Raw genomic sequence first — 22,332 nt, 5'->3', positions numbered from 1 at the left:
TCGCATGACCCAAAAATAAGCCAGCACGGGTCATTAGCGCCTCACAAAGGTGCGACGCGACTGAGACACCTACACAACAAAGAGCAAACTGGAGGTTTTTGAATGAAGATGTTGAAATCCACCCTGGCTGTCGTCACCGCCTTGGCCGCGTTTGGTGTGACCGGGGCTGCCAACGCCGGTGCCACGCTTGACGCTATTCAGAAGAAAGGGTTTGTTCAGTGCGGCGTCAGCGATGGCCTGCCAGGGTTTTCCGTTCCGGACTCCACCGGCAAGATCACAGGTATCGACGCTGACGTCTGCCGCGCCGTTGCAGCCGCTGTGTTTGGCGACGCTACCAAGGTCAAGTTCAGTCAGTTGAACGCCAAGGAGCGTTTCACTGCACTGCAATCGGGTGAGATCGACATCCTTTCGCGTAACACCACCTGGACCAGCTCCCGTGATGCGGGCATGGGCCTGGTGTTCACCGGCGTGACTTATTACGACGGTATCGGCTTCCTGGTAAACAACAAGCTGGGCGTCAAAAGCGCCAAGGAACTGGACGGTGCAACCATCTGCATCCAGGCCGGTACCACTACCGAGCTGAACGTCTCCGACTACTTCCGCTCGAACGGCCTGAAATACACTCCGATCACCTTCGACACCTCCGACGAAAGCGCCAAGTCGCTGGAAGGCGGCCGTTGCGACGTACTGACTTCCGACCAGTCGCAACTCTACGCACAGCGCAGCAAGCTGGCCAAGCCGGACGATTACATCGTTCTGCCTGAAGTCATCTCCAAGGAGCCTCTGGGCCCTGTCGTGCGTAAAGGCGACGAAGAGTGGTTCTCGATCGTTCGCTGGACCCTGTTCGCCATGCTCAACGCCGAGGAAGCCAAAATCACTTCCAAGAACGTTGAAGCTGAAGCCAAGTCGACCAAGAACCCTGACGTAGCCCGTATGCTCGGCGCAGACGGTACTTACGGCAAGGACCTCAAGCTGCCGAAGGACTGGGTCGTGCAGATCGTCAAGCAGGTCGGTAACTACGGCGAAGTGTTCGAACGCAACCTGGGCGAAGGCACCCCGCTGAAAATCAAGCGTGGTCAGAACGCTCTGTGGAATGCCGGTGGCATTCAGTACGCTCCACCTATTCGTTGATTGACCCGGCGCCCGACAGGCTTCCCAGCCTGTCGGGCGTTGTTCTGTTGGATTTTTCCTGGGGCATTTCATGGAAAAGCAAATCGTCGCACCCAAGCAAAAGCTCTCTCTGAGCGATCCGAAAGTGCGCGCGTGGTTATTTCAGATCATCACTGTCGTGGCGGTGATCGCGTTGGGCTGGTTTATCTTCGACAACACCCAGACCAACCTGCAGCACCGTGGTATCACCTCGGGTTTCGGTTTTCTTGAGAACAGTGCCGGTTTCGGTATCGCTCAGCACCTGATCGACTACAGCGAAGCGGACAGTTATGCCCGTGTGTTCGTCATCGGCCTGCTGAATACCTTGCTGGTGTCGGTTATCGGTATTGTCCTGGCGACCTTGCTGGGCTTTGTCATTGGTGTCGCTCGCCTGTCTCCGAACTGGATGATCAGCAAGCTGGCCACCGTGTATGTCGAAGTCTTTCGCAACATTCCGCCACTGCTGCAGATCCTTTTCTGGTACACCGCCGTATTCCTCACGCTGCCCGGTCCGCGTCAGGCGCATGGCTATCTGGACATGTTCTTCGTCAGCAGCCGCGGGCTCAACATGCCCAGAGCATTGCCTGCCGAAGGCGCGTGGGCATTCCTGGTCAGTCTCGTCGTTGCCGTGATCGCCATCGTCATGATGGTGCGCTGGGCCAACAAGCGCTTCGAAGCCACCGGCCAGCCGTTTCACAAGTTTTGGGTCGGCCTGGCGTTGTTGCTGGTCATCCCTGGCCTGAGCATGCTGATCTTCGGCAGCCCGGTGCACTGGGAGCTGCCACAACTGAAGGGCTTCAACTTCTCGGGCGGCTGGGTGCTGATCCCTGAACTGATCTCCCTGACCCTGGCACTGACCATCTACACGGCGGCGTTCATCGCCGAAATCGTGCGTTCCGGCATCAAGTCGGTCAGCCACGGCCAGACCGAAGCGGCCCGCTCACTGGGCCTGCGCCCTGGGCCGACGCTGCGCAAGGTGATCATCCCGCAGGCGCTGCGAGTGATCATTCCGCCGCTGACCAGTCAGTTCCTGAACCTGGCGAAGAACTCTTCGCTGGCAGCAGCCATCGGCTACCCGGAAATGGTTTCCCTGTTTGCCGGTACGGTGCTCAACCAGACCGGGCAGGCCATTGAAGTCATTGCCATCACCATGAGCGTGTACCTGGCGATCAGTATCAGCATTTCCCTGCTGATGAACTGGTACAACAAGCGCATTGCGCTGATCGAGCGGTGAGGAAAAGCGCATGACAACTCATACTTTCAAACCTGATATGCCACCACCGGGCAAAGTGTTCGGCCCGATGGCGTGGATGCGGCAGAACCTGTTCTCCAGCTGGATCAACACCCTGCTGACCTTGCTCTCGCTGTATCTGATCTATCTGGTCGTGCCGCCGATCATCAGTTGGGCCCTGCTGGATGCCAACTGGATCGGCACGACCAAGGCAGACTGCACCAAGGCGGGTGCCTGCTGGGTGTTCATCGAGCAGCGCTTCGGTCAGTTCATGTATGGCTACTTCCCCAATGAACTGCGCTGGAGGGTCGACCTGACCGCCATCCTGGCGATCGTCGGTGCTGCGCCGCTGTTCATCTCGAAGTTTCCACGCAAGGCTGTCTACGGTATTGCCTTCCTGGTGATCTACCCGGTGGTCGCGTTCTACCTGCTGCATGGCGGTGCGTTCGGTCTGACCAACGTACCGACCAGCCAGTGGGGCGGTCTGATGCTGACCCTGGTCATCGCCACCGTAGGTATCGTCGGCGCCTTGCCGCTGGGTATCCTGCTGGCGCTTGGTCGTCGCTCCAACATGCCGGCCGTGCGTGTGGTGTGCGTGACGTTCATCGAGTTCTGGCGCGGCGTGCCGCTGATCACCGTGCTGTTCATGTCGTCGGTCATGCTGCCGCTGTTCATGCCAGAGGGCATGAACTTCGACAAGCTGCTCCGTGCACTGATCGGCGTCATCCTGTTCCAGTCCGCGTACATTGCTGAAGTGGTGCGCGGCGGCATGCAGGCCATTCCCAAGGGCCAGTACGAAGCAGCCTCGGCCATGGGCCTGGGTTACTGGCGCAGCATGGGGCTGGTGATCCTGCCGCAGGCGTTGAAGATGGTCATTCCCGGCATCGTCAACACCTTCATTGCATTGTTCAAGGACACCAGTCTGGTGATCATTATCGGTCTGTTCGACCTGCTCAACAGCGTCAAGCAGGCTACCGCCGACCCGGCATGGCTGGGTATGGCCACTGAAGGCTACGTCTTCGCGGCCCTGGTGTTCTGGATCTTCTGTTTCGGCATGTCCCGCTATTCCATGCATTTGGAACGTAAGCTGGACACAGGCCACAAGCGTTAGGAGTTTTGTGATGAGTGAAGTTATCAATAAGCCTCTGGGCGCTGAAGGCATGATCCGCATGGAGGGCGTACACAAGTGGTACGGCCAGTTCCATGTACTCAAGGACATCAACCTGAACGTGCGCCAGGGTGAACGTATCGTGCTGTGCGGCCCATCGGGCTCGGGCAAGTCGACCACCATTCGCTGCCTCAACCGTCTGGAAGAGCACCAGCAGGGTCGCATCATTGTCGATGGCACCGAACTGACCTCGGATCTCAAGCAGATCGAGACCATCCGCCGCGAAGTGGGCATGGTGTTTCAGCACTTCAACCTGTTCCCGCACCTGACCATCCTGCAGAACTGCACGCTGGCGCCGATGTGGGTGCGCAACATGCCGAAGAAGAAAGCCGAAGAAATCGCCATGCACTATCTGGAGCGTGTGCGTATTCCTGAGCAGGCCCACAAGTTTCCGGGTCAGCTCTCCGGTGGTCAGCAGCAGCGTGTGGCGATTGCCCGTGCCTTGTGCATGAAGCCGAAAATCATGCTGTTCGATGAACCGACTTCGGCCCTTGACCCGGAAATGGTCAAGGAAGTGCTCGACACCATGGTGGGTCTGGCTGAAGAAGGCATGACCATGCTGTGCGTGACCCACGAGATGGGCTTTGCCCGTACCGTGGCGAACCGGGTGATCTTCATGGACAAGGGCGAAATCGTCGAACAGGCTGCGCCGAACGACTTCTTCGATAACCCGCAGAGCGACCGTACCAAGCTGTTCCTCAGTCAGATCATTCACTGAGTCGACATCTGCTGAGTCAAAAACCGGGCCATGTGCCCGGTTTTTTTATGCCTGTCGTTACTGCTTGGGTTGTATGCAATTGCGCTGAACCTTGTATTCGCGATGATTCTCCAACAGGATACCGCCCCCCTGAAAAGGGTCGACATACCTGATGACCGAGAAACCGATGACTGCCAAGGCTCAACCCAGCCCCCAACCGACTACCGATAAACCCCACTCTGCCTTGAAGCGCCCCTGGCTGTTGCTGCTGGGTCTGGTGCTGGTCGCCCTCAACCTGCGCCCGGCGCTGTCGAGCATCGCGCCACTGCTTGACACGGTGTCCGACAGCCTTGGCATGTCGGCTGCCGAAGCCGGATTGCTGACCACCTTGCCGGTCCTGTGTCTGGGCCTGTTCGCGCCACTGGCACCGATTCTTGCCCGCCGGTTTGGCAGTGAACGGGTGGTTCTGGTAGTGCTTCTGACACTGGCCGCAGGCCTGGCAGTACGCAGTCTGTTTGGCCAGACCGGACTGTTTGCCGGCAGTCTGCTGGCGGGTGCGAGCATCGGAATCGTCGGCGTGCTGCTGCCGGGTATCGTCAAGCGTGATTTCCCGCACAAGGCCGGAGCCATGACCGGTGTCTACACAATGGCCTTGTGCCTGGGCGCGGCGATTGCAGCCGGTTCGACGGTGCCGCTGAGTCAGTACGTCGGTGGCAGTTGGCAGATTGGGCTGGGTTTCTGGTTGGTTCCGGCACTGATTGCCGCCGCTTTGTGGTTTCCGCAGGCGCGTGAAGTGCATGGCACGCATCGCGATGTTTACCGAGTCCGCGGCCTGTTGCGCGACCCGCTGGCCTGGCAGGTCACGCTGTACATGGGCCTGCAATCGTCGCTGTCGTATATCGTCTTTGGCTGGTTACCCTCGATCCTCATCGGTCGCGGCCTGACGCCGACCCAGGCCGGTCTGCTGCTGTCCGGCTCGATCATCGCCCAAGTCATCAGCGCGCTGGCGGTGCCCTATCTGGCCACACGCGGCAAGGATCAGCGTCTGGCAATCATGCTGGTAATGTCGCTGACCCTGATCGGTCTGTTCGGCTGCCTGTACGCGCCGCTTGGCGGGCTGTGGGGCTGGGCGATCCTGCTGGGGATCGGGCAGGGCGGCACGTTCAGTCTGGCGCTGGCCCTGATTGTCCTGCGCTCGCGTGACTCTCATGTCGCCGCCAACCTCTCGAGCATGGCGCAAGGCGTCGGCTACACCATCGCCTCGACCGGACCCTTTGCCGTGGGCGTGGTGCATGACATGACCGGCAGCTGGAACGCGATTGGCTGGATCTTCGCGGTACTCGGGCTGGGCGCCATCATCGCGGGCATGGGCGCCGGTCGGGCGCTGCAGGTTCAGGTCAGCAGCGAGAAGGTTTGATTTTCGATGATTGTCGATCGTTCGGCCCGGGCTTGAGTTGCTTCAAGCCTGAGTCAGATTGGCCAGTGCCCATTGTTCGGCACTGGTGACGCTCAGCCCTGATTGCGCGTTGTAGGTACCGGCGACGTCCCATGCCACGCCTCGGCCCATGGCAAAGACGGTCCGGTATTTGCGCAGATTGTCATCCGGCATATCCGTCAGTTCGGCCTGCAACTGCGCAACACTCCATACGTGCCGCTCGATATCGCGCCCTGTGACACGCTCCACAAGGTTGGCAAGCCCGGCGTAGGTCAATGTGTCGCCAGCGGTGTACACCACCTGATTCACGATGCGCGGCTCGTGCATCACAATGGCCGCAGTCAGCCTGCCAATGTCCTCTGCGGTCGTGACTGTCACGGCAGTATCGAGGCTGCCCAGCGCATTGATCCGCCCGCTTTGCAGATCGACGACACCGAACGCGGGTTCGAACAGGAAGCTTGTAAACATACCGGTTGAAACGATCACCCATTCGGTGTGCTGCTGGGCGCGCAGCTTTTCTCGCACATCGAGCTGCTCGTCGAACAGATCCTGAGGGCTGCCCCGGCCGATGAGGTCGTAGTCAACGCCGAACTGCCAGGGCAGGTAGCGTTTTATGCCGGCCTTGAGCGCTGCATCGGTCAGTTTGCGTTGAGTGCCCCGGCCAGCGGCAAAACCTGCACAACTGATTACTGTGTCGTAGCGCTTCATGACAGTGGCAAGTTCGTCCACGGTGGCATCGGCCAGATCGGCGGTTTCGATGGCAATGTTCAGCGCGCGGATCTCTTCGATTTCCACACGCTTGGCAGGCGCTTGAGTACTCAAGCTCCTCTGGCGTAGCAGCACGGCAATGCTCAAGTCATGTGCTCCGGCTTTCTCGACCAGCCCTCGCAGCACGGCGAGCCCAAGTTCTCCTGCGCCTATTACCAGAATGCGTTGTTTGACGTTTGCGTTATCGGCTTGCATGGTGACCTCTTTGGACGGCCTTTCAATTCAGGCGGGAGAGATGCTGGCATGCCTGTCGACAGACAAAAAGTAGGCACATCGGTGATACCGGGCGGGCTGGACGCGCAGGAAGTGGTCAGACGCTCCGAAGCGGCCTGTGCTGCGCTCAGCGATGATGAGGATGGTCTCAAGCGCGACATTCTCGGCCACGCCGGTAACCGCTGGTCATTGGGCGTGGTACATGCCCTCGGCGTCAGCAGCCCTCTGCGCCATGCCGAATTGCGCCGAAGGCTGCATGGTGTGACCCAGCGTATGCTCACCCATACCTTGCGCCAGCTCGAGCAGGACGGGCTGATCACCCGCCACGACTACCGCGAGAAGCCGCTCAGGGTGGAGTATTCGTTGACCGACCTGGGCATGGGGCTGCTGGTACAAATGATTCCACTGTGGACTTGGGTCATTAAAAACTCTGAGGCCTTCAGTGCCGCGCGAAATCGTTATCTCGACAGGCAAAGTGATGGCTGATGCGCCATCAACCCCTCGCCATTTTCCGCGGCGCCGCTTATCGTGCACGGATAATTCGCCAAGGGATGTGCACGCATGAACTACGAAGAACAAAGTCAGGCCAACAGCGCACTGATCACCCGGTTTTACGAGGCATTCGCGCAGCTGGATGCCGAGGCGATGACTGCCTGCTATACCGATGACGTGCTGTTCAGCGACCCTGCCTTTGGTGAATTGCGCGGCGCTCAGGTCGGCGACATGTGGCGCATGCTGACTTCCCGGGCGAAGAATTTCTCGGTGGTCTTCGATCAGGTGCGAGCCGATGACCAGACTGGCAGTGCGCACTGGGTGGCGACGTATCTGTTCAGTCAGACCGGGCGCACAGTGGTGAACGATATTCAGGCCCGCTTCGTGTTCCGCGATGGCAAGATCTGCGAGCATCGTGATCATTTCGATATGTGGCGCTGGTCGCGTCAGGCACTGGGTCTGAAGGGCCTGTTGCTTGGCTGGACGCCACTGGTGCGCAATGCCGTCAGGGCTCAGGCGCTCAAGGGTCTGAAAACCTTTTCAGAGAGCCGCCGTGCCTGAGGTTGCCAGCACTTCGACTGCGTCGACTGCCGAACAGGCGCTCGGCAAACCCTGGTTTGTCTATCTGGTGCGCGCTGCCAACGGCTCGCTGTACTGTGGCATCAGTGATGACCCGCAGCGGCGGTTCGCAGCGCACCAGAGCGGCAAGGGCGCGCGCTTTTTCTCTTCGAGCCCGGCGATGGCACTGGTCTACGTTGAACAATGGCCCAGCAAGGGCGAGGCGTTGCGCCATGAGCGGTTGATCAAGAAGCTCAGAAAAAGCGCGAAAGAGGCGTTGGCTGCCAGCTACATAGAGTCCTCTATCCATGCGCGTGATGTCGTCCCATCAGTTTGAGGTCGTGGGCGGGCAGTGTGCTGCGGGTTAAGCTGTGTTTTTCCCACGTGCACAGAGGCTGAACATGTCCGAGTTGATCCTTCACCACTACCCCACGTCGCTGTTCGCCGAAAAAGCCCGTCTGATGCTGGGTTTCAAAGGCCTCACATGGCGTTCGGTGACTATCCCTTCGATCATGCCCAAGCCTGACCTGACCGCCTTGACGGGCGGCTACCGCAGAACCCCGGTACTGCAGGCCGGTGCAGACATCTACTGTGACACTGCGCTGATGGCGCGGCGTCTGGAGCAGGAAAAAGCTTCGCCTGCCTTTTACCCGAAAGGGCAGGAGTTCAGCGTTGCCGGCCTCGCCGCCTGGGCCGATTCGGTGTTGTTCATGCATGCCGTGAGTCTGGTGTTTCAGCCTGAATCAATGGCTGTGCGCTTCGCCAAGGTGCCGCCCGACGCCGCCAAGGCGTTCGTGGCCGATCGTTCGACGCTGTTCAACGGTGGCACTGCGTCGCGGCCGCCCGTGGAACAGGTCAAACACCAATGGCCCACCCTGATGTCGCGCCTGGAGCTGCAACTCTCGCACGGCGGCGACTTCCTGTTCGGCGTAGCGTCGATTGCCGATTTCTCGGTCGCCCATACATTGTGGTTTCTCAAGCAGACGCCGGTCACCGCGCCCTTTGTCGATGATTATCCGACTGTCAGGGCCTGGCTTGATCGCGTTCTGGGGTTTGGTCATGGCACGTTCAGCGACCTGAGCTCGGCAGATGCCATCGAGATCGCCAGAAACGCCACGCCTGCGCCGTTGCCCGAGGAAACTCTGGTTGATCCAAACGGCTTCAAGGCAGGTGACCAGGTTGCGGTTTCTGCGGTCGACTATGGCGTCGAAGCGGTTGAGGGCGAGCTGGTATTTACCGGCCGCGAAGAACTGATCCTGCGCCGCGAGGACGCGCGTGCGGGTGTCGTGCATGTGCACTTCCCGAGAATGGGCTATCGGATCGAGAAACGCTGAGTTTCAACGATGCTCTGCGTCGCCAAGGGGACGCGGAGCATCGGCACGATAGTCAGGTTGAGCTACTTCAACGCCGCCAGTATCTGATCCGGGTCAAAGCCCCGGATCAGTGTGCCGTTGACGTCGATCAACGGGATGCCTCTCCCGCCCAGCGCTTCATACGCCTTGCGGCCTTCTTCCGACTTCTCGATGTCGAACTCCTGATACGCGATCCCCTTGCTGTCCAGAAAACGCCGGGTCTGCTTGCAGTAGCCGCACCAGTCGGTGGCGTACATCACCACTTTTGCCTGGCTGTAGCTCTGCGCGACGTCTGCCGGCGGCGGGTTGACGAAATTCTCGATCCTGCCCCAGTTCTGGTAAATCACGACCACCAGCATGATCAGGGCAAATTTCTTCAGGGTGCGCAGCAGCATGTCGGTTACCGTCGCTTCAACTGGTCGGTCAGTTGCGTCGGCAGCCCTTTGATGATCAGGGTACCGGCAGTTTCGTCGTATTCGATCTTGTCGCCCAGCAGATGTGCTTCAAAACTGATCGACAGGCCCTCGGCGCGGCCGGTGAAGCGGCGGAACTGATTGAGGGTGCGCTTATCCGCCGGTATTTCCGGGGACAGGCCGTAATCCTTGTTGCGGATGTGATCGTAGAACGCGCGCGGACGCTCTTCGTCGATCAGCTCGGACAGCTCCTCCAGGCCCATCGGTTCGCCCATCTTGCTCTGACTGCTGGCGTAATCGACCAGGGTCTTGGTTTTCTCGCGGGCCGATTCTTCCGGCAGGTCTTCGCTTTCAACGAAATCACTGAACGCCTTGAGCAGGGTGCGGGTTTCGCCGGGGCCATCCACGCCTTCCTGGCAACCGATGAAGTCGCGGAAGTACTCGGAAACCTTCTTGCCGTTCTTGCCCTTGATGAACGAGATGTATTGCTTGGACTGCTTGTTGTTCTGCCACTCGGAAATATTGATCCGGGCGGCGAGGTGCAATTGGCCAAGGTCCAGGTGTCGGGACGGGGTCACGTCCAGTTCGGCATTCACAGCCACGCCTTCGCTGTGGTGCAGCAGGGCGATGGCCAGGTAGTCGGTCATGCCTTGCTGATAGTGGGCGAACAGCACGTGGCCACCGACTGACAGATTGGATTCTTCCATGAGCTTTTGCAGGTGCTCGACCGCCACCCGCGAGAACGCCGTGAAGTCGCTGCCACCGTCGATGTATTCTTTCAGCCAGCCGCTGAAAGGGTGCGCACCGGACTCGGGATGGAACAGGCCCCAGGCCTTGCCCTGTTTGGCGTTATAGCTTTCGTTGAGGTCGGCCAGCATGTTCTCGATGGCCTGGGACTCAGCGAGTTCGGAGTCGCGTGCATGGAGAACAGCGGGCGTACCGTCGGGTTTCTTATCGATCAGGTGGACGATGCAGTGACGGATCGGCATGGGCTTCTCGGCTGAAAAAGGTGAAGAGCGTGCAGCTCGTTGCAAGGCGCCAAGTGTAACGCACGCATGCGTCTGATGGCCCCGGGCGGGCTGGTTTTCGCCAGCAGCGAGTGTTTGCTGGGTGTTTTTTGTGCAATTAGTATTAAAACCTGACCAAAAGGATAGGTAGAGGCGGATATTTGCCCGGCTCTGTGCTAGTTTTGCGCGGTCTTGCGCACTTAGCGCGTCAAGCATGCAGTTAGCGCACACGTAGGTCGAACCATTGCCCGGTTTCAGTATCTACACTTTCGCGATTAATCGTGGCTGCTAGCGGGTGGCCAGGTTCGTTGCCTGGCCACGGGCCGACGTTGCGCTCTGCAATCCAAATGAATTTGATAGGGAAGGAACACCACCATGGCTCTTACTAAAGACCAATTGATCGCCGATATCGCTGAAGCTATCGACGCGCCAAAAACCACCGCGCGTAATGCTCTTGAGCAATTGGGCCAAATTGTTGCCGACCAATTGGAAAACGGCGTGGAAATCACTTTGCCAGGTATCGGCAAACTGAAAGTTGCAGAGCGTCCGGCTCGCACTGGCCGCAACCCTTCGACTGGCGCTGCCATCGAAATCGCTGCCAAGAAAGTTATCAAGTTCGTTCCAGCCAAAGTGCTGACCGACTCGATCAACAAGTAAGCAACCGCTTGCTGTGAAAAAGCCGTGCACCGGTTAACCGGGCACGGCTTTTTTGTGGGCGCTTGATTCCGCGGACGTTTATCGTTCCTCACGCCACGCGTGGGAATGCCGTTCGTGACGCTCTGCGTCACATGGCTGGGCCGCACTGCATACTCTGGTCCGGACGCCGAGCGTCCGGAGCATGCCAGTCAAAACTGTGCGCGCTGAGCCTTGTCGAGAAACGTCCAGGCTACAAAGCGGCTTTGCTTCTGGCCCTGACCCATTTCCACTATTTTCACTTCAAGTACGCCGGCTTTTTTCAGCGCGCTCTGGATCGGCGGCAGGTTGGAGGCCTTGGACACCAGTGTGCTGAACCATGCCACCTGGCTCGGCAGCAAGGCGCTTTCCTGGATCAGCTGGGTCACGAAGCCGATCTCGCCGCCTTCGCACCACAACTCCTGCGACTGGCCGCCGAAATTGAGCACCGGCAGCTTTCGCTTGGGATCAGCCTTGCCCAGCGCGCGCCATTTGCGCTGGCTGCCACGCTGCGCTTCTTCCAGCGAGGCATGGAAGGGCGGGTTGCAGAGGCTGACATGGAAGCGTTCGCTGCTGTCGAGTAGTCCGAGCAGGATCTGCTTGCGATTGCCCTGCTGGCGCACGCTGATGGCCTTGCTCAGGCCGTTGGCTTTCACAATAGTGGTCGCTGCAGCGATGGCGGTGCTGTCGATGTCCGAACCAACGAACTGCCAGCCATAGTCGCTATGCCCCAGCAGGGGATAGATGCAGTTGGCGCCGGTGCCGATATCCAGCGCCTTGACGGATGCGCCGCGTGGTATCACGCCGTCATTGTCGTCGGCCAGCAGGTCGGCGAGAAAGTGCAGGTAGTCCGCACGCCCCGGAATCGGCGGGCACAGGTAATCGGCCGGAATGTCCCAATGGGCGATGCCATAGAACGCTCTGAGCAGCGCGCGGTTGAATACCCGTACCGCCTGCGGATTGGCGAAGTCGATGCTTTCCTTGCCGTAGGGGTTGAGGATCACGAACGCTGCCAGCTCGGGACTGGATTGGATCAGCTTCGGAAAGTCGTACTGGCCCTGATGCCGATTGCGCGGGTGCAAGGTGGCCTTTTCACGCGGCGCAGCAGGTTTGCCTGGCCGCTGAGGCTTCTTGCGCGGTGGTTTGCGGGTATCGGTCATGGATTCGATTGTCAGCCGTGAGGTTGAGTTGCCTGGCTTATTCGCGAGCAAGCGAAGCGTCGCCTTTGGCGTAGTACGCCTTGCTCGCGAATAAGTCAGTACAGATATTCAGATAACAAAAAGCCAGCCCATGATCGGGCTGGCTTTTCCGGCCACCTTACAGGCTGGCGATGCGTGCGTGTTGCTCGGCCAGCTTGCCCAGTGCCTGTTCGGCTTCGGTCAGCTTGGCGCGTTCCTTGGCGATGACTTCAGGCGGTGCCTTGTCGACGAAGGCGGCGTTGGACAGCTTGCCGCCGACGCGTTGCACTTCGCCTTGCAGGCGCTGGATTTCCTTGTCCAGGCGCGCCAGTTCTGCGCCTTTGTCGATCAGTCCGGCCATCGGCACCAGCACTTCCATGTCACCGACCAGCGCGGTGGCGGACAGCGGTGCTTCTGCGCCTTCGGTGAGTAGGGTCATCGATTCCAGCTTGGCGAGCTTCTTCAGCAGGTAATCGTTTTCGCTCAGGCGACGCTGGTCTTCGGCGCTGACGTTCTTGAGGAACAGTTGCAGCGGCTTGCCCGGGCCGATGTTCATCTCGCCACGGATGTTGCGCACGGCGAGCATCAGGCCCTTGAGCCATTCGATGTCGTCTTCGGCGGCCTGATCAATGCGTGCTTCATTGGCCACCGGCCAGGGTTGCAGCATGATGGTCTTGCCTTGCGCACCGGCCAGCGGCGCGAGACGCTGCCAGATTTCTTCGGTGATGAACGGCATGAACGGGTGCGCAAGACGCAGCGCGACTTCCAGAACGCGGACCAGCGTGCGGCGTGTGCCGCGCTGACGCTCGACCGGCGCCGTTTCGTCCCACAGTACCGGCTTGGACAGTTCCAGATACCAGTCGCAATACTGGTTCCAGATGAACTCGTACAACGCCTGAGCTGCGAGGTCGAAGCGGAACTGATCCAGCTGACGGGTCACTTCGGCTTCGGTGCGTTGCAACTGCGAGATGATCCAGCGATCAGCCAGCGACAGTTCGACGGCTTCGCCGTTCTGGCCGCAGTCTTCGCCCTTGTCCAGCACGTAGCGCGCCGCGTTCCAGATCTTGTTGCAGAAGTTGCGGTAGCCTTCGACGCGGCCCATGTCGAACTTGATGTCGCGACCGGTCGACGCCAGCGAGCAGAAGGTAAAACGCAGGGCATCGGTGCCGTAGCTGGCGATGCCGTCGGCGAATTCCTGGCGGGTCTGTTTCTCGATCTTTTTCGCCAGTTGCGGCTGCATCAGGCCACTGGTGCGTTTTTCTACCAGCGTTTCGAGGTCGATACCGTCGACGATGTCCAGCGGGTCCAGCACGTTGCCCTTGGACTTGGACATCTTCTGGCCCTGGCCATCGCGCACCAGACCATGCACATAGACGGTCTTGAACGGGACTTGCGGCGTACCGTCCTCGTTCTTCACCAGGTGCATGGTGAGCATGATCATCCGGGCGACCCAGAAGAAAATGATGTCGAAGCCGGTGACCAGCACGTCGGTAGAGTGAAAGGTCTCGAGTGCCTTGGTCTTTTCCGGCCAGCCGAGCGTGGAGAAGGTCCACAGGCCCGAGCTGAACCAGGTGTCCAGTACGTCGTTGTCCTGCTGCAGCGCGATTTCCGGGCCCAGGTTGTTCTTCGCGCGAACCTCGGCTTCGTCGCGGCCGACGTAGACCTTGCCGGACTCGTCGTACCAGGCCGGAATGCGGTGGCCCCACCAGAGCTGACGGCTGATGCACCAGTCCTGGATGTCGCGCATCCACGAGAAGTACATGTTTTCGTACTGCTTGGGCACAAACGCGATGCGGCCGTCTTCGACAGCGGCAATCGCAGGTTCGGCCAGCGGCTTAGTGGAGACGTACCACTGATCGGTCAGCCACGGCTCGATGATGGTGCCGGAACGGTCGCCTTTCGGCACCTTCAGTGCGTGATCATCAACGCTGACCAGCAACCCGGCGGCGTCGAACGCGGCAACGATCTGCTTGCGCGCTTCGAAGCGGTCCAGTCCGGCATAGGCGGCGGGCAGGCTGCCGTCGACGCTTTCGTTCAGCGTGCCATCGAGGTTGAACACCTGAGCGGCAGGCAGCACGTTGGCATTCTTGTCGAAAATGTTCAGCAGCGGCAGGTTGTGGCGTTTGCCGACTTCATAGTCGTTGAAATCGTGGGCCGGCGTGATTTTCACGCAGCCGGTACCGAATTCGGGGTCGCAGTAATCATCCGCGATGATCGGAATGCGGCGGCCTACGAGAGGCAATTCGACGAACTTGCCGATCAGCGCCTTGTAGCGCTCATCCTGCGGGTTCACCGCAACGGCGGCATCACCGAGCATGGTCTCCGGGCGGGTGGTGGCCACGATCAGATAGTCCAGGCCTTCGGCGGTCTTTGCACCGTCGGCCAGCGGATAGCGCAGGTTCCACAGATGGCCTTTCTCGTCGTGGTTCTCCACTTCGAGGTCGGAAATGGCGGTGTGCAGCTTGGTGTCCCAGTTGACCAGGCGCTTGCCACGGTAGATGAGGCCGTCTTCATGCAGACGCACGAAGGCTTCCTTCACCGCTTCGGACAGGCCGTCGTCCATGGTGAAGCGCTCGCGGCTCCAGTCGACGGACGAGCCCAGGCGGCGGATCTGACGGCTGATGTTGCCGCCGGACTCGGCCTTCCATTCCCAGATCTTGTCCAGAAACTTCTCGCGGCCCAGCTCATGACGGCTTACGCCTTGCGCTTCGAGGCGACGCTCGACCAGCATCTGCGTAGCGATACCGGCGTGGTCGGTGCCCGGTTGCCAGAGCGTATTGCGGCCCTGCATGCGACGGAAACGGATCAGGGCATCCATGATCGCGTTATTGAAACCGTGGCCCATGTGCAGGCTGCCGGTAACGTTCGGCGGCGGGATCATGATGGTGTACGAGTCACCCACGCCTTGCGGAGCGAAATAGTTCTCGGACTCCCAGGTCTGGTACCAGGAAGTTTCGATGGCGTGCGGCTGGTAAGTCTTGTCCATGCGCGGCGGGAACCTGTGGCATTGATTCGGAAACCGGTAAGTATAGACCTGACCGTAAGCGACAAGCCATAAGTGCCGGGCCACAACTGGCAGATCTGTCAGCAGGTGGCGAGTGGGCCGGGGGCGGCTGGCTGCTCTGATAAGCTCGCGACTGGATACTCGCCAACGAAGTATCTATCTACCCAAGGGGCAGTTCCCGAGCCATGAACTTCACTTCGGCTGCTGCGCCAATAACCGCTCCAGCCTTGCCTCCAGCCGACGCTTGATTTCGTTTTCGATATGCGGGGCGAAGTCGTCGATCACGTCTTGCATGATCAATTGCGCGGCTGCGCGCAATTCGCTGTCCAGATGCAGCAGTGCATCAGGGTTGGGCAGCGCCTGCGGCTGGGCCGACTGCTGCACCTGCGGGGCGGGTGCTGCAGGGGCATCAGGTGTCAGTGTCGGGATGTCGTCTTCGTCGAAGTCCTGTTGATACGCCGCGTCGGGGCGAGCGCCGACGACATCGAACAACAGGGGAATCTGGCCTTCGGGACGAGTGGTGTCGTTCGCCAGGGGGGAATGTGCGGGGTCATCGCCGAGCAGTTGGCGGATCGACTCGAGGTCGTTCAGCAAATGCGCGGATTCAGCTTTTTTTGAAGTATCCATCGTGTCCTCAAAGGCGCTGCAGTCGGTGATCTTGCGGAGGATAGCCCTGTTCACGGTAGGAACGGAAACTCTCGCGTGCGGCAAGACGTATGGCCGGGTCTTCGACAACGACTTCGGCCACGCGGGCGAAACGTTTGAAGAAGGCCGGAATGCTCAGGTCGAGATTGACCAGCAGGTCGCTGTGTTCGCCCGAATCGTCGCCCAGGCCCAGTACCACGGCAGCATCGTGATCGCTCTCGGCGTCGCCATGCGGCAGAAACACTTCCCCTCTGAAACGCCAGAGGCGGGCATCGAGGTCCTCACGCTGCGCCGCATCACTGCAATGCAGATAGACCTTGTGACCCAGGCGCCAGGCCTTTTCCGTCAGCTTGCAGGCAAAGTCCAGGCGAGCCGCAGGATCGGCGCTGGGCAGGATGTAGAAGTCGACTTGAGTCATGTGGGTTCCAGAACCGGAGGCGTATCGACTGTGCAGCCGATACGCCAGGGTCTCTTTTTATACGCCGGCGCGGTCGAGCAGGTATTGGGTCAGCAGCGGAACAGGACGTCCGGTGGCGCCTTTCTCCTTGCCGCCGCTCAGCCATGCAGTGCCGGCGATGTCCAGGTGAGCCCAGTGGTAGGCCTTGGTGAAGCGCGACAGGAAGCAGGCCGCGGTGATGGTGCCGCCTTTCGGACCACCAATGTTGGCGATGTCGGCGAACGGGCTGTCGAGCTGTTCCTGGTACTCATCGAACAACGGCAACTGCCAGGCACGGTCATCGGCCTGTTTGCCGGCGTCGAGCAACTGATTGATCAGCGCGTCGTTATTGCCCAGCAGGCCAGAGGTGTGGCCGCCCAGCGCAACGACGCAGGCGCCGGTCAGGGTTGCAATATCGATGACCGCCTGCGGCTTGAAGCGCTCGGCGTAGGTCAGTGCATCGCACAGCACCAGTCGGCCTTCGGCGTCGGTGTTGAGGATTTCGACGGTCTGGCCGCTCATGGTCGTGACGATATCGCCCGGACGTGTCGCGGTGCCGCTCGGCATGTTTTCGGCACAGGCCAGAATGCACACCAGATTGATCGGCAGCTTCAATTCGAGCACTGCACGCAGGGTGCCGAACACGCTGGCAGCACCGCACATGTCGAACTTCATCTCGTCCATGCCCGAGGCAGGCTTGATGCTGATGCCGCCGGTATCGAAGGTGATGCCTTTACCGACCAGCACGAACGGCTGGTCGCCTTTTTTGCCACCCTGGTAGTTCATGACGATGAGGCGCGGCGGCTGGGCGCTGCCCTGTGCTACCGCGAGGAAAGAACCCATGCCCAAGTCGGCCAGTTTCTTCTCGTCGTGGACTTCCACTTTCAGGTTCTTGTGGGCCTTGCCCAAAGCCTTGGCTTCTTCGCCCAGGTAGGTCGGATGGCAGATGTTCGGCGGCAGATTGCCGAGGTCGCGGGTCAGCGCCATGCCGGTGGCGATTGCCTGAGCGTGAGTCGAAGCGCGCTCGACGTCGGCCGCCTTGACCTTGTCGGTCAGCAGGGTGATTTTCTTCAGGGCGCGAACGTCGGCCTTCTGGGTCTTGAAACGATCGAAGACGTATTCGCCGTCGGCCAGGGCTTCGACCAGCAGACGAGCCATGCCATAGGTGTCGCGGTTTTTCACCGACAGGTCATCGAGCGCAATAGCTGCATCGGTGCCGCCCAGGCCCTTGAGGCAGGTGAGCGCTGCGCCGACGATTTTTTTCAACTGACGGTCCGACAGCTCGTCTTCCTTGCCGGTGCCGACCAGCAGAACGCGCTCGGCCTTGATGTTGGGCAGATTGTGCAACAGCAGGCTCTGGCCGACCTTGCCGGCCAGATCGCCGCGCTTGAGGATCAGCGAAACGGCTCCGCCGCTGAGGATGTCCACAGTCCTGGCAGCACCGGCCAGTACACGGCTTTCGCCGACGGTGACCACCAGCGTTGCGGTTTTCAAGGTTTCTGGGCTTACGCTTTTAACAACCAATTCCATGTGGGGTCCCCGAATAGACGATGAGAGTCGCAATATGAATGTCGTACGCGGCATGGCCTGAGTGTTTTCAGGGGTGATGCCTGCGCTAAGCCTTGCAGTTTGACCCCGCTGCACGACTGCTGACAACCCCGCAAAGCGGCCTGTCTGGCGTCTATGTGCGAACTATCCCCGGTGCGCAGTGACAGAAACACACAATCACAGGATAATGCCGCATATTTTTTGAGGCCCACGCCTTTTGTCGGCGTGAAGCTCTGGTTGCCGTGGCTCACAAATTTTCCCTGTTTGGCTGCCTGAGCCTGACAACTCTGGAGTGTCTGGTTTGATTGTCTTCCGTTATCTGTCCCGAGAAGTGCTGCTTACCTTGAGTGCGGTCAGTGCCGTACTGCTGGTCTTCATCATGAGCGGACGCTTCATCAAGTACCTGGCGCAGGCCGCGTCCGGTGCGCTCGATCCTGGCGTGCTGTTCCTGATCATGGGCTTCCGCCTGCCGGGCTTTCTGCAGGTGATTCTGCCGCTGGGCCTGTTCCTCGGCATCCTCATGGCGTACGGACGCCTGTACCTGGAAAGCGAGATGACCGTGCTGGCCGCAACCGGCATGAGTCAGCAGCGCCTGCTGGCCATCACCATGGGGCCGGCCACGCTGGTGGGCCTGCTGGTTGCCTGGTTGAGCTTCAGCCTGGCTCCGCAGGGTGCTACGCAGTTTTCGCTGCTGATCAATCAGCAGGACGCCATGACCGAGTTCGACACGCTGGTGCCGGGCCGTTTTCAGGCGCTGCGTGACGGTACGCGTATTACCTACACCAAGGAGCTGTCGGAAGACCGCTCGCAACTGGCTGGTGTGTTCATCTCGGAAAAGCGCATGTCCAGCGACAAGAGCAAGGACAACGGCATCACCGTGCTGGTCGCGGAGAAGGGCCACCAGGAAGTACGGCCCAATGGCAGTCGCTTCCTGATCCTCGAGAACGGTTATCGCTATGACGGCAATCCGGGGGCGGCCGACTATCGCGTGATCAAGTACGACACCTACGGGGCGATGCTGCCCAAGCCGGAAATCAGCGAAGAAATCACCGATCGTGAAGCCATTCCGACCAGCGAACTGATCGGCAACCCGGCACCGCGTTCCGTCGCCGAGTTGCAATGGCGTATTTCGCTGCCGCTGTCGGTGTTCATCGTGACCTTGATGGCCATTCCGCTGTCACGGGTCAATCCGCGTCAGGGCCGTTACCTGAAACTGCTGCCGGCGATCCTTCTTTACATGTCGTACCTGGCCATCCTGATTTCGGTGCGCAGCTCGCTGGAGAAAGGCAAGCTGCCACTCAGCCTGGGGATGTGGTGGGTGCATGCCATCTACCTGTCCATCGGCCTGCTGTTGTTCTATTGGGAGCCTCTGCGTCTGAAGATGGCGAGTCGTCGCAGCGTCACGGAGGTGACTCGTGGTCAAGCTTGATCGATACATTGGCAAAAGCGTCCTGCTGGCGATTCTCGCGGTTCTGGGCATTATTCTGGGGCTGGTCTCGCTGTTCGCGTTCATCGACGAGATGGGCGATATCAGCGACACCTACACGCTGGCGGATGCCCTCAGCTACGTCATGCTGACAGCACCACGTCGCGTCTACGACACCTTGCCGATGGCCGCCCTGATCGGCTGCCTGATCGGTCTGGGTACGCTGGCCAGCAGCAGCGAGCTGACCATCATGCGTGCGGCGGGTGTGTCCATCGGGCGCATCGTCTGGGCGGTCATGAAGCCCATGCTGGTGTTGATGATCGCTGGCGTGCTGGTCGGCGAGTATGTTGCTCCCTATGCCGAGAACCAGGCTCAGGCCGCGCGCTCGTTGGCTCAGGGCTCAGGTGATGCTCAGAGTGCCCGCCATGGTCTGTGGCACCGCCAGGGCGACGAGTTCATCCACATCAACACGGTGCAGCCCAATGGCCTGATGCTCGGTGTGACGCGTTATCGTTTCGACGACCAGCGCCACATGCTGACGTCCAGCTTTGCCAAAGAGGCCAACTTCAAGACCGATTACTGGGAATTGAAGGACGTCGCCACCACGCACTTCAATGACGGCAGCACCGAGGTCGTCAATACGCCGGTAGAGCGCTGGGACGTGGCATTGAGCCCGCAACTGCTGAGCACGGTGATCATGCCGCCCGAGTCGCTGTCTATCAGCGGCCTCTGGAGCTACGCGCATTATCTGGCTGATCAGGGCTTGAGCAATGGCCGCTACTGGCTGGCGTTCTGGACCAAGGTCCTGCAACCGGCAGTGACCGTCGCGTTGGTGCTGATGGCTATCTCGTTCATCTTCGGTCCGCTGCGTTCGGTTACGCTGGGGCAGCGCGTGTTCACCGGTGTCGTGGTCGGCTTTACCTTCCGCATCATTCAGGACCTGCTCGGCCCGTCGAGCCTGCTGTTCGGCTTCCCGCCGTTGCTGGCAGTACTGCTGCCTGCCGCAGCCTGTGCGCTGGCCGGGGTTCTTCTGTTACGTCGTGCCGGGTAATGCACCTGCAGGACTGAAAAAGCCGACCCCTGGGTCGGCTTTTTCATGGGCGCTTTCTCAGCCCTGCAAATCCCGCATGCAAAAAAGCCTCTGGCATCGCTGCCAGAGGCTTTCTTGTCGAGACGTGGTGCGTCGTTCTCAGCCTTCGGCTTGAACTTCGTCAGCCTGCATGCCTTTCTGGCCTTGCACTGCAACGAAGGTAACTTTCTGGCCTTCTTTCAGGCTCTTGAAGCCGTTACCCTGGATCGCGCGGAAGTGTACGAACAGATCCGGCCCGCTCTCAGGAGTGATAAAACCAAAACCTTTTTCGTCGTTGAACCACTTGACGGTACCGCTCTGACGTTCAGCCATTTTCTTATTTCCCTGACGCTTGACTTGAATTGGTTACAGCCTCTTTCACATGAAAGAGCACTGGGGCTGGTTGCAGGAAGTAAGAAACGTAGAACGGGTTGTAGCAAACCTAGAGCTACTGCCCAGGTCCAGATTCGGCGACCCATGCAAACACAGTTCGGAAACTCTACGCCAAGTCCAGTTACAAATACAACCCCCTTGCCGGACACCCTGTTTCCGGGGGGTTGGCCTTATACCGGCAGTGTTTGCATGGTGTGCACGGGGGTGATCTCTCATAACATTTTGCACTTTATAGGTGCATTTTTTGCATATATGACGGACTGTTCACGCGGTTGAAATACTGCCGAAACACTGCTGGGGAAGAGTGCTCCAGCAACACTGAAGTGTTGCTGTTTTTTTGACGCCGCTATTTAACCGCGGAAGTAACGTTGCGCAACGAAAGGCATTTTTGCAACGAGCATGGGGACTCTCTTGCCGCGCACCATTGCCCACACAGGTGTATTCAGTGCGGTGTAATCGTTATGCAGATAACCCATGGCCAGCGGCCCGGCCAGAGAGGGGCCAAAACCGCCACTGCACACGGTACCGATAACAGTGCCTTGTTCATCGACGATCTCTGTACCTTCACGCACTGGCGTGCGCTCTTGGGGGAGCAGTCCGACCCGCTTCCTGCTGACACCGTTCTGCTGCTGGGCAAAGATTCGCTCGGCTCCCGGAAAGCCGCCTGCACGCTCACCGTCGGCGCGGCGCACTTTGGAAATGGCCCATAACAGACTGGCCTCGATCGGCGAGCTGTGCGTGTCCATGTCATGGCCGTACAGGCACAGGCCGGCTTCCAGCCGCAGCGAGTCACGTGCGCCCAGACCGATCGGGGCAACTTCCGGTTCTTCCAGCAGGCGGCGCGCCAGGGCTTCAGCCTGTTCGGCAGGCACTGAAATTTCATAGCCGTCTTCACCGGTATAGCCCGAGCGACTGACATAGCATTTGATACCCAGCAGCGTGACGCCGGCGAACTGCATGAAGGTCATTTTGGCGACTTCCGGGGCGAGGCGTGCCAGTACGGTCACAGCGGCTGGCCCTTGCAGCGCGAGCAGGGCGCGTTCTTCAAACAGTGGTTCGATCTTGCAATGCCCGGCCAGATGCTTGCACAAGTGCGCCAGGTCCTGATCCTTGCAGGCTGCGTTGACCACCAGCATCAACTGGTCGTTGCCGAGATTGGCCACCATCAGGTCATCGAGAATGCCGCCGTTCTCGTCGGTGAACATCGCATAACGCTGCATGCCGACCGGCAGGTCAATGATGTCCACCGGCACCAGGGCTTCCAGCGCCTTGGCGGCGTCTGCACCGGTAAGGCGAATCTGGCCCATGTGCGAGACATCGAACAGACCGGCCTGAGCGCGGGTGTGCAGGTGCTCTTTCATTACGCCAGCCGGGTATTGAACAGGCATGTCGTAACCGGCGAAGGGCACCATCTTTGCGCCGAGTTCGCGGTGCAGCGCGTGCAGGGGAGTGGTCAGCAGTGATTCTGTGGACATGTT

22 protein-coding genes are annotated in these 22,332 nt (G+C 59.8%); 12 read left to right on the top strand and 10 right to left on the bottom strand.

Going from position 1 to position 22,332, the window contains the following annotated elements; all coding sequences use genetic code 11:
- Positions 1–102 precede the first annotated feature (102 nt).
- From BLR20_RS10135 to BLR20_RS10110, 5 genes are all read left to right on the top strand, one after another.
- On the top strand, positions 103–1,131 hold the full coding sequence (locus BLR20_RS10135; RefSeq protein ID WP_054993105.1) for an amino acid ABC transporter substrate-binding protein: 1,029 nt from the start codon (positions 103–105) through the stop codon (positions 1,129–1,131).
- 70 nt (positions 1,132–1,201) lie between these two features.
- Positions 1,202–2,383 (top strand): amino acid ABC transporter permease, encoded by a 1,182-nt coding sequence (locus BLR20_RS10130; RefSeq protein ID WP_032615821.1) that lies wholly within the window; start codon positions 1,202–1,204, stop codon positions 2,381–2,383.
- A 10-nt stretch (positions 2,384–2,393) separates the two neighbouring features.
- Entirely contained in the window at positions 2,394–3,491 is a 1,098-nt protein-coding gene (locus BLR20_RS10125; RefSeq protein ID WP_010435434.1) for an amino acid ABC transporter permease, read from the top strand.
- A 10-nt stretch (positions 3,492–3,501) separates the two neighbouring features.
- On the top strand, positions 3,502–4,266 hold the full coding sequence (locus BLR20_RS10120) for an amino acid ABC transporter ATP-binding protein (RefSeq protein ID WP_003365366.1): 765 nt from the start codon (positions 3,502–3,504) through the stop codon (positions 4,264–4,266).
- Between the two features lie 166 nt (positions 4,267–4,432).
- The gene (locus BLR20_RS10110; RefSeq protein ID WP_054993114.1) at positions 4,433–5,662 is read left to right on the top strand and encodes a CynX/NimT family MFS transporter; all 1,230 of its coding nucleotides are present in this window, start codon (positions 4,433–4,435) and stop codon (positions 5,660–5,662) included.
- A gap of 42 nt (positions 5,663–5,704) precedes the next feature.
- Here BLR20_RS10110 and BLR20_RS10105 read toward each other — a convergent pair whose 3' ends face one another.
- Positions 5,705–6,643 carry an aromatic alcohol reductase gene (locus BLR20_RS10105; protein ID WP_054993104.1) on the bottom strand — a complete coding sequence of 313 codons (939 nt, stop codon included), beginning with the start codon at positions 6,641–6,643 and terminating at the stop codon, positions 5,705–5,707.
- A gap of 48 nt (positions 6,644–6,691) precedes the next feature.
- Here BLR20_RS10105 and BLR20_RS10100 point away from each other — a divergent pair, with 48 nt between their 5' ends.
- From BLR20_RS10100 to BLR20_RS10085, 4 genes are all read left to right on the top strand, one after another.
- Positions 6,692–7,147 carry a winged helix-turn-helix transcriptional regulator gene (locus BLR20_RS10100; protein WP_054993103.1) on the top strand — a complete coding sequence of 152 codons (456 nt, stop codon included), beginning with the start codon at positions 6,692–6,694 and terminating at the stop codon, positions 7,145–7,147.
- 75 nt (positions 7,148–7,222) lie between these two features.
- Entirely contained in the window at positions 7,223–7,714 is a 492-nt protein-coding gene (locus tag BLR20_RS10095) for a nuclear transport factor 2 family protein (protein ID WP_010435425.1), read from the top strand.
- Positions 7,707–8,048 carry a GIY-YIG nuclease family protein gene (locus BLR20_RS10090; RefSeq protein WP_054993102.1) on the top strand — a complete coding sequence of 114 codons (342 nt, stop codon included), beginning with the start codon at positions 7,707–7,709 and terminating at the stop codon, positions 8,046–8,048. The genes BLR20_RS10095 and BLR20_RS10090 overlap by 8 nt, the downstream gene beginning before the upstream one ends.
- A 64-nt stretch (positions 8,049–8,112) precedes the next feature.
- Positions 8,113–9,045: a glutathione S-transferase family protein gene (locus BLR20_RS10085; protein WP_032615818.1), complete on the top strand. Its 933-nt coding sequence runs from the start codon at positions 8,113–8,115 to the stop codon at positions 9,043–9,045.
- Positions 9,046–9,107: 62 nt separating this feature from the next.
- Here BLR20_RS10085 and BLR20_RS10080 read toward each other — a convergent pair whose 3' ends face one another.
- Together BLR20_RS10080 and yejK are read right to left on the bottom strand one after the other, a co-directional pair.
- Complete coding sequence (locus tag BLR20_RS10080; RefSeq protein WP_003408919.1) at positions 9,108–9,458, bottom strand: glutaredoxin family protein; 351 nt, start codon at positions 9,456–9,458, stop codon at positions 9,108–9,110.
- Between the two features lie 5 nt (positions 9,459–9,463).
- The gene (gene yejK / locus BLR20_RS10075) at positions 9,464–10,465 is read right to left on the bottom strand and encodes a nucleoid-associated protein YejK (RefSeq protein WP_010435419.1); all 1,002 of its coding nucleotides are present in this window, start codon (positions 10,463–10,465) and stop codon (positions 9,464–9,466) included.
- Between the two features lie 393 nt (positions 10,466–10,858).
- Between yejK and BLR20_RS10070 the strand changes: the two genes are divergently transcribed.
- Positions 10,859–11,140 carry an HU family DNA-binding protein gene (locus BLR20_RS10070; RefSeq protein ID WP_002552279.1) on the top strand — a complete coding sequence of 94 codons (282 nt, stop codon included), beginning with the start codon at positions 10,859–10,861 and terminating at the stop codon, positions 11,138–11,140.
- A 188-nt stretch (positions 11,141–11,328) separates the two neighbouring features.
- Here the strand turns inward: BLR20_RS10070 and rlmF are convergent, their stop codons facing one another.
- The 5 genes from rlmF to BLR20_RS10045 all read right to left on the bottom strand — a co-directional run bounded on the left by rlmF (position 11,329) and on the right by BLR20_RS10045 (position 17,948).
- The gene (gene rlmF, locus BLR20_RS10065; RefSeq protein ID WP_032615815.1) at positions 11,329–12,315 is read right to left on the bottom strand and encodes a 23S rRNA (adenine(1618)-N(6))-methyltransferase RlmF; all 987 of its coding nucleotides are present in this window, start codon (positions 12,313–12,315) and stop codon (positions 11,329–11,331) included.
- A gap of 157 nt (positions 12,316–12,472) precedes the next feature.
- The gene (locus BLR20_RS10060) at positions 12,473–15,319 is read right to left on the bottom strand and encodes a valine--tRNA ligase (RefSeq protein WP_054993101.1); all 2,847 of its coding nucleotides are present in this window, start codon (positions 15,317–15,319) and stop codon (positions 12,473–12,475) included.
- Positions 15,320–15,529: 210 nt separating this feature from the next.
- Positions 15,530–15,964, bottom strand: a complete 435-nt coding sequence (locus BLR20_RS10055) for a hypothetical protein (protein WP_032615811.1) — start codon at positions 15,962–15,964, stop codon at positions 15,530–15,532.
- A gap of 7 nt (positions 15,965–15,971) precedes the next feature.
- Positions 15,972–16,400 (bottom strand): DNA polymerase III subunit chi, encoded by a 429-nt coding sequence (locus BLR20_RS10050; protein WP_002552284.1) that lies wholly within the window; start codon positions 16,398–16,400, stop codon positions 15,972–15,974.
- Positions 16,401–16,457: 57 nt separating this feature from the next.
- Positions 16,458–17,948, bottom strand: coding sequence for a leucyl aminopeptidase (locus tag BLR20_RS10045; protein ID WP_010435409.1), 1,491 nt, complete (start codon positions 17,946–17,948; stop codon positions 16,458–16,460).
- A 319-nt stretch (positions 17,949–18,267) separates the two neighbouring features.
- Between BLR20_RS10045 and lptF the strand changes: the two genes are divergently transcribed.
- Together lptF and lptG are read left to right on the top strand one after the other, a co-directional pair.
- A complete protein-coding gene (lptF, locus tag BLR20_RS10040) occupies positions 18,268–19,395 on the top strand; it encodes an LPS export ABC transporter permease LptF (protein WP_003316899.1) in 1,128 nt (375 codons plus the stop codon).
- Positions 19,382–20,443 carry an LPS export ABC transporter permease LptG gene (gene lptG, locus BLR20_RS10035; RefSeq protein WP_054993100.1) on the top strand — a complete coding sequence of 354 codons (1,062 nt, stop codon included), beginning with the start codon at positions 19,382–19,384 and terminating at the stop codon, positions 20,441–20,443. Before lptF ends, lptG begins: the two co-directional genes overlap by 14 nt.
- A 138-nt stretch (positions 20,444–20,581) precedes the next feature.
- Here the strand turns inward: lptG and BLR20_RS10030 are convergent, their stop codons facing one another.
- Together BLR20_RS10030 and gcvT are read right to left on the bottom strand one after the other, a co-directional pair.
- Positions 20,582–20,794 carry a cold-shock protein gene (locus BLR20_RS10030; protein ID WP_003365337.1) on the bottom strand — a complete coding sequence of 71 codons (213 nt, stop codon included), beginning with the start codon at positions 20,792–20,794 and terminating at the stop codon, positions 20,582–20,584.
- A gap of 410 nt (positions 20,795–21,204) precedes the next feature.
- Positions 21,205–22,329, bottom strand: a complete 1,125-nt coding sequence (gene gcvT, locus BLR20_RS10025; RefSeq protein ID WP_054993099.1) for a glycine cleavage system aminomethyltransferase GcvT — start codon at positions 22,327–22,329, stop codon at positions 21,205–21,207.
- Between the last annotated feature and the right edge of the window lie 3 nt (positions 22,330–22,332).

It is taken from the genome of Pseudomonas congelans, assembly GCF_900103225.1.
GTDB classification, from domain to species: Bacteria; Pseudomonadota; Gammaproteobacteria; order Pseudomonadales; family Pseudomonadaceae; genus Aquipseudomonas; species Aquipseudomonas congelans.
The sequence above is the reverse complement of the archived record's forward strand: the minus strand, read 5'-3'. Positions and strand labels throughout refer to the sequence as shown.

Bases quoted from the DNA above. Each gene is read 5' to 3' on its own strand.
- BLR20_RS10135 (WP_054993105.1), top strand. From the start codon at position 103: ATGAAGATGTTGAAATCCACCCTGGCTGTCGTCACCGCCTTGGCCGCG.
- BLR20_RS10130 (WP_032615821.1), top strand. From the start codon at position 1,202: ATGGAAAAGCAAATCGTCGCACCCAAGCAAAAGCTCTCTCTGAGCGAT.
- BLR20_RS10125 (WP_010435434.1), top strand. From the start codon at position 2,394: ATGACAACTCATACTTTCAAACCTGATATGCCACCACCGGGCAAAGTG.
- BLR20_RS10120 (WP_003365366.1), top strand. From the start codon at position 3,502: ATGAGTGAAGTTATCAATAAGCCTCTGGGCGCTGAAGGCATGATCCGC.
- BLR20_RS10110 (WP_054993114.1), top strand. From the start codon at position 4,433: ATGACTGCCAAGGCTCAACCCAGCCCCCAACCGACTACCGATAAACCC.
- BLR20_RS10105 (WP_054993104.1), bottom strand. From the start codon at position 6,643: ATGCAAGCCGATAACGCAAACGTCAAACAACGCATTCTGGTAATAGGC.
- BLR20_RS10100 (WP_054993103.1), top strand. From the start codon at position 6,692: ATGCCTGTCGACAGACAAAAAGTAGGCACATCGGTGATACCGGGCGGG.
- BLR20_RS10095 (WP_010435425.1), top strand. From the start codon at position 7,223: ATGAACTACGAAGAACAAAGTCAGGCCAACAGCGCACTGATCACCCGG.
- BLR20_RS10085 (WP_032615818.1), top strand. From the start codon at position 8,113: ATGTCCGAGTTGATCCTTCACCACTACCCCACGTCGCTGTTCGCCGAA.
- BLR20_RS10080 (WP_003408919.1), bottom strand. From the start codon at position 9,458: ATGCTGCTGCGCACCCTGAAGAAATTTGCCCTGATCATGCTGGTGGTC.
- yejK (WP_010435419.1), bottom strand. From the start codon at position 10,465: ATGCCGATCCGTCACTGCATCGTCCACCTGATCGATAAGAAACCCGAC.
- BLR20_RS10070 (WP_002552279.1), top strand. From the start codon at position 10,859: ATGGCTCTTACTAAAGACCAATTGATCGCCGATATCGCTGAAGCTATC.
- rlmF (WP_032615815.1), bottom strand. From the start codon at position 12,315: ATGACCGATACCCGCAAACCACCGCGCAAGAAGCCTCAGCGGCCAGGC.
- BLR20_RS10060 (WP_054993101.1), bottom strand. From the start codon at position 15,319: ATGGACAAGACTTACCAGCCGCACGCCATCGAAACTTCCTGGTACCAG.
- BLR20_RS10055 (WP_032615811.1), bottom strand. From the start codon at position 15,964: ATGGATACTTCAAAAAAAGCTGAATCCGCGCATTTGCTGAACGACCTC.
- BLR20_RS10050 (WP_002552284.1), bottom strand. From the start codon at position 16,400: ATGACTCAAGTCGACTTCTACATCCTGCCCAGCGCCGATCCTGCGGCT.
- BLR20_RS10045 (WP_010435409.1), bottom strand. From the start codon at position 17,948: ATGGAATTGGTTGTTAAAAGCGTAAGCCCAGAAACCTTGAAAACCGCA.
- BLR20_RS10030 (WP_003365337.1), bottom strand. From the start codon at position 20,794: ATGGCTGAACGTCAGAGCGGTACCGTCAAGTGGTTCAACGACGAAAAA.
- gcvT (WP_054993099.1), bottom strand. From the start codon at position 22,329: ATGTCCACAGAATCACTGCTGACCACTCCCCTGCACGCGCTGCACCGC.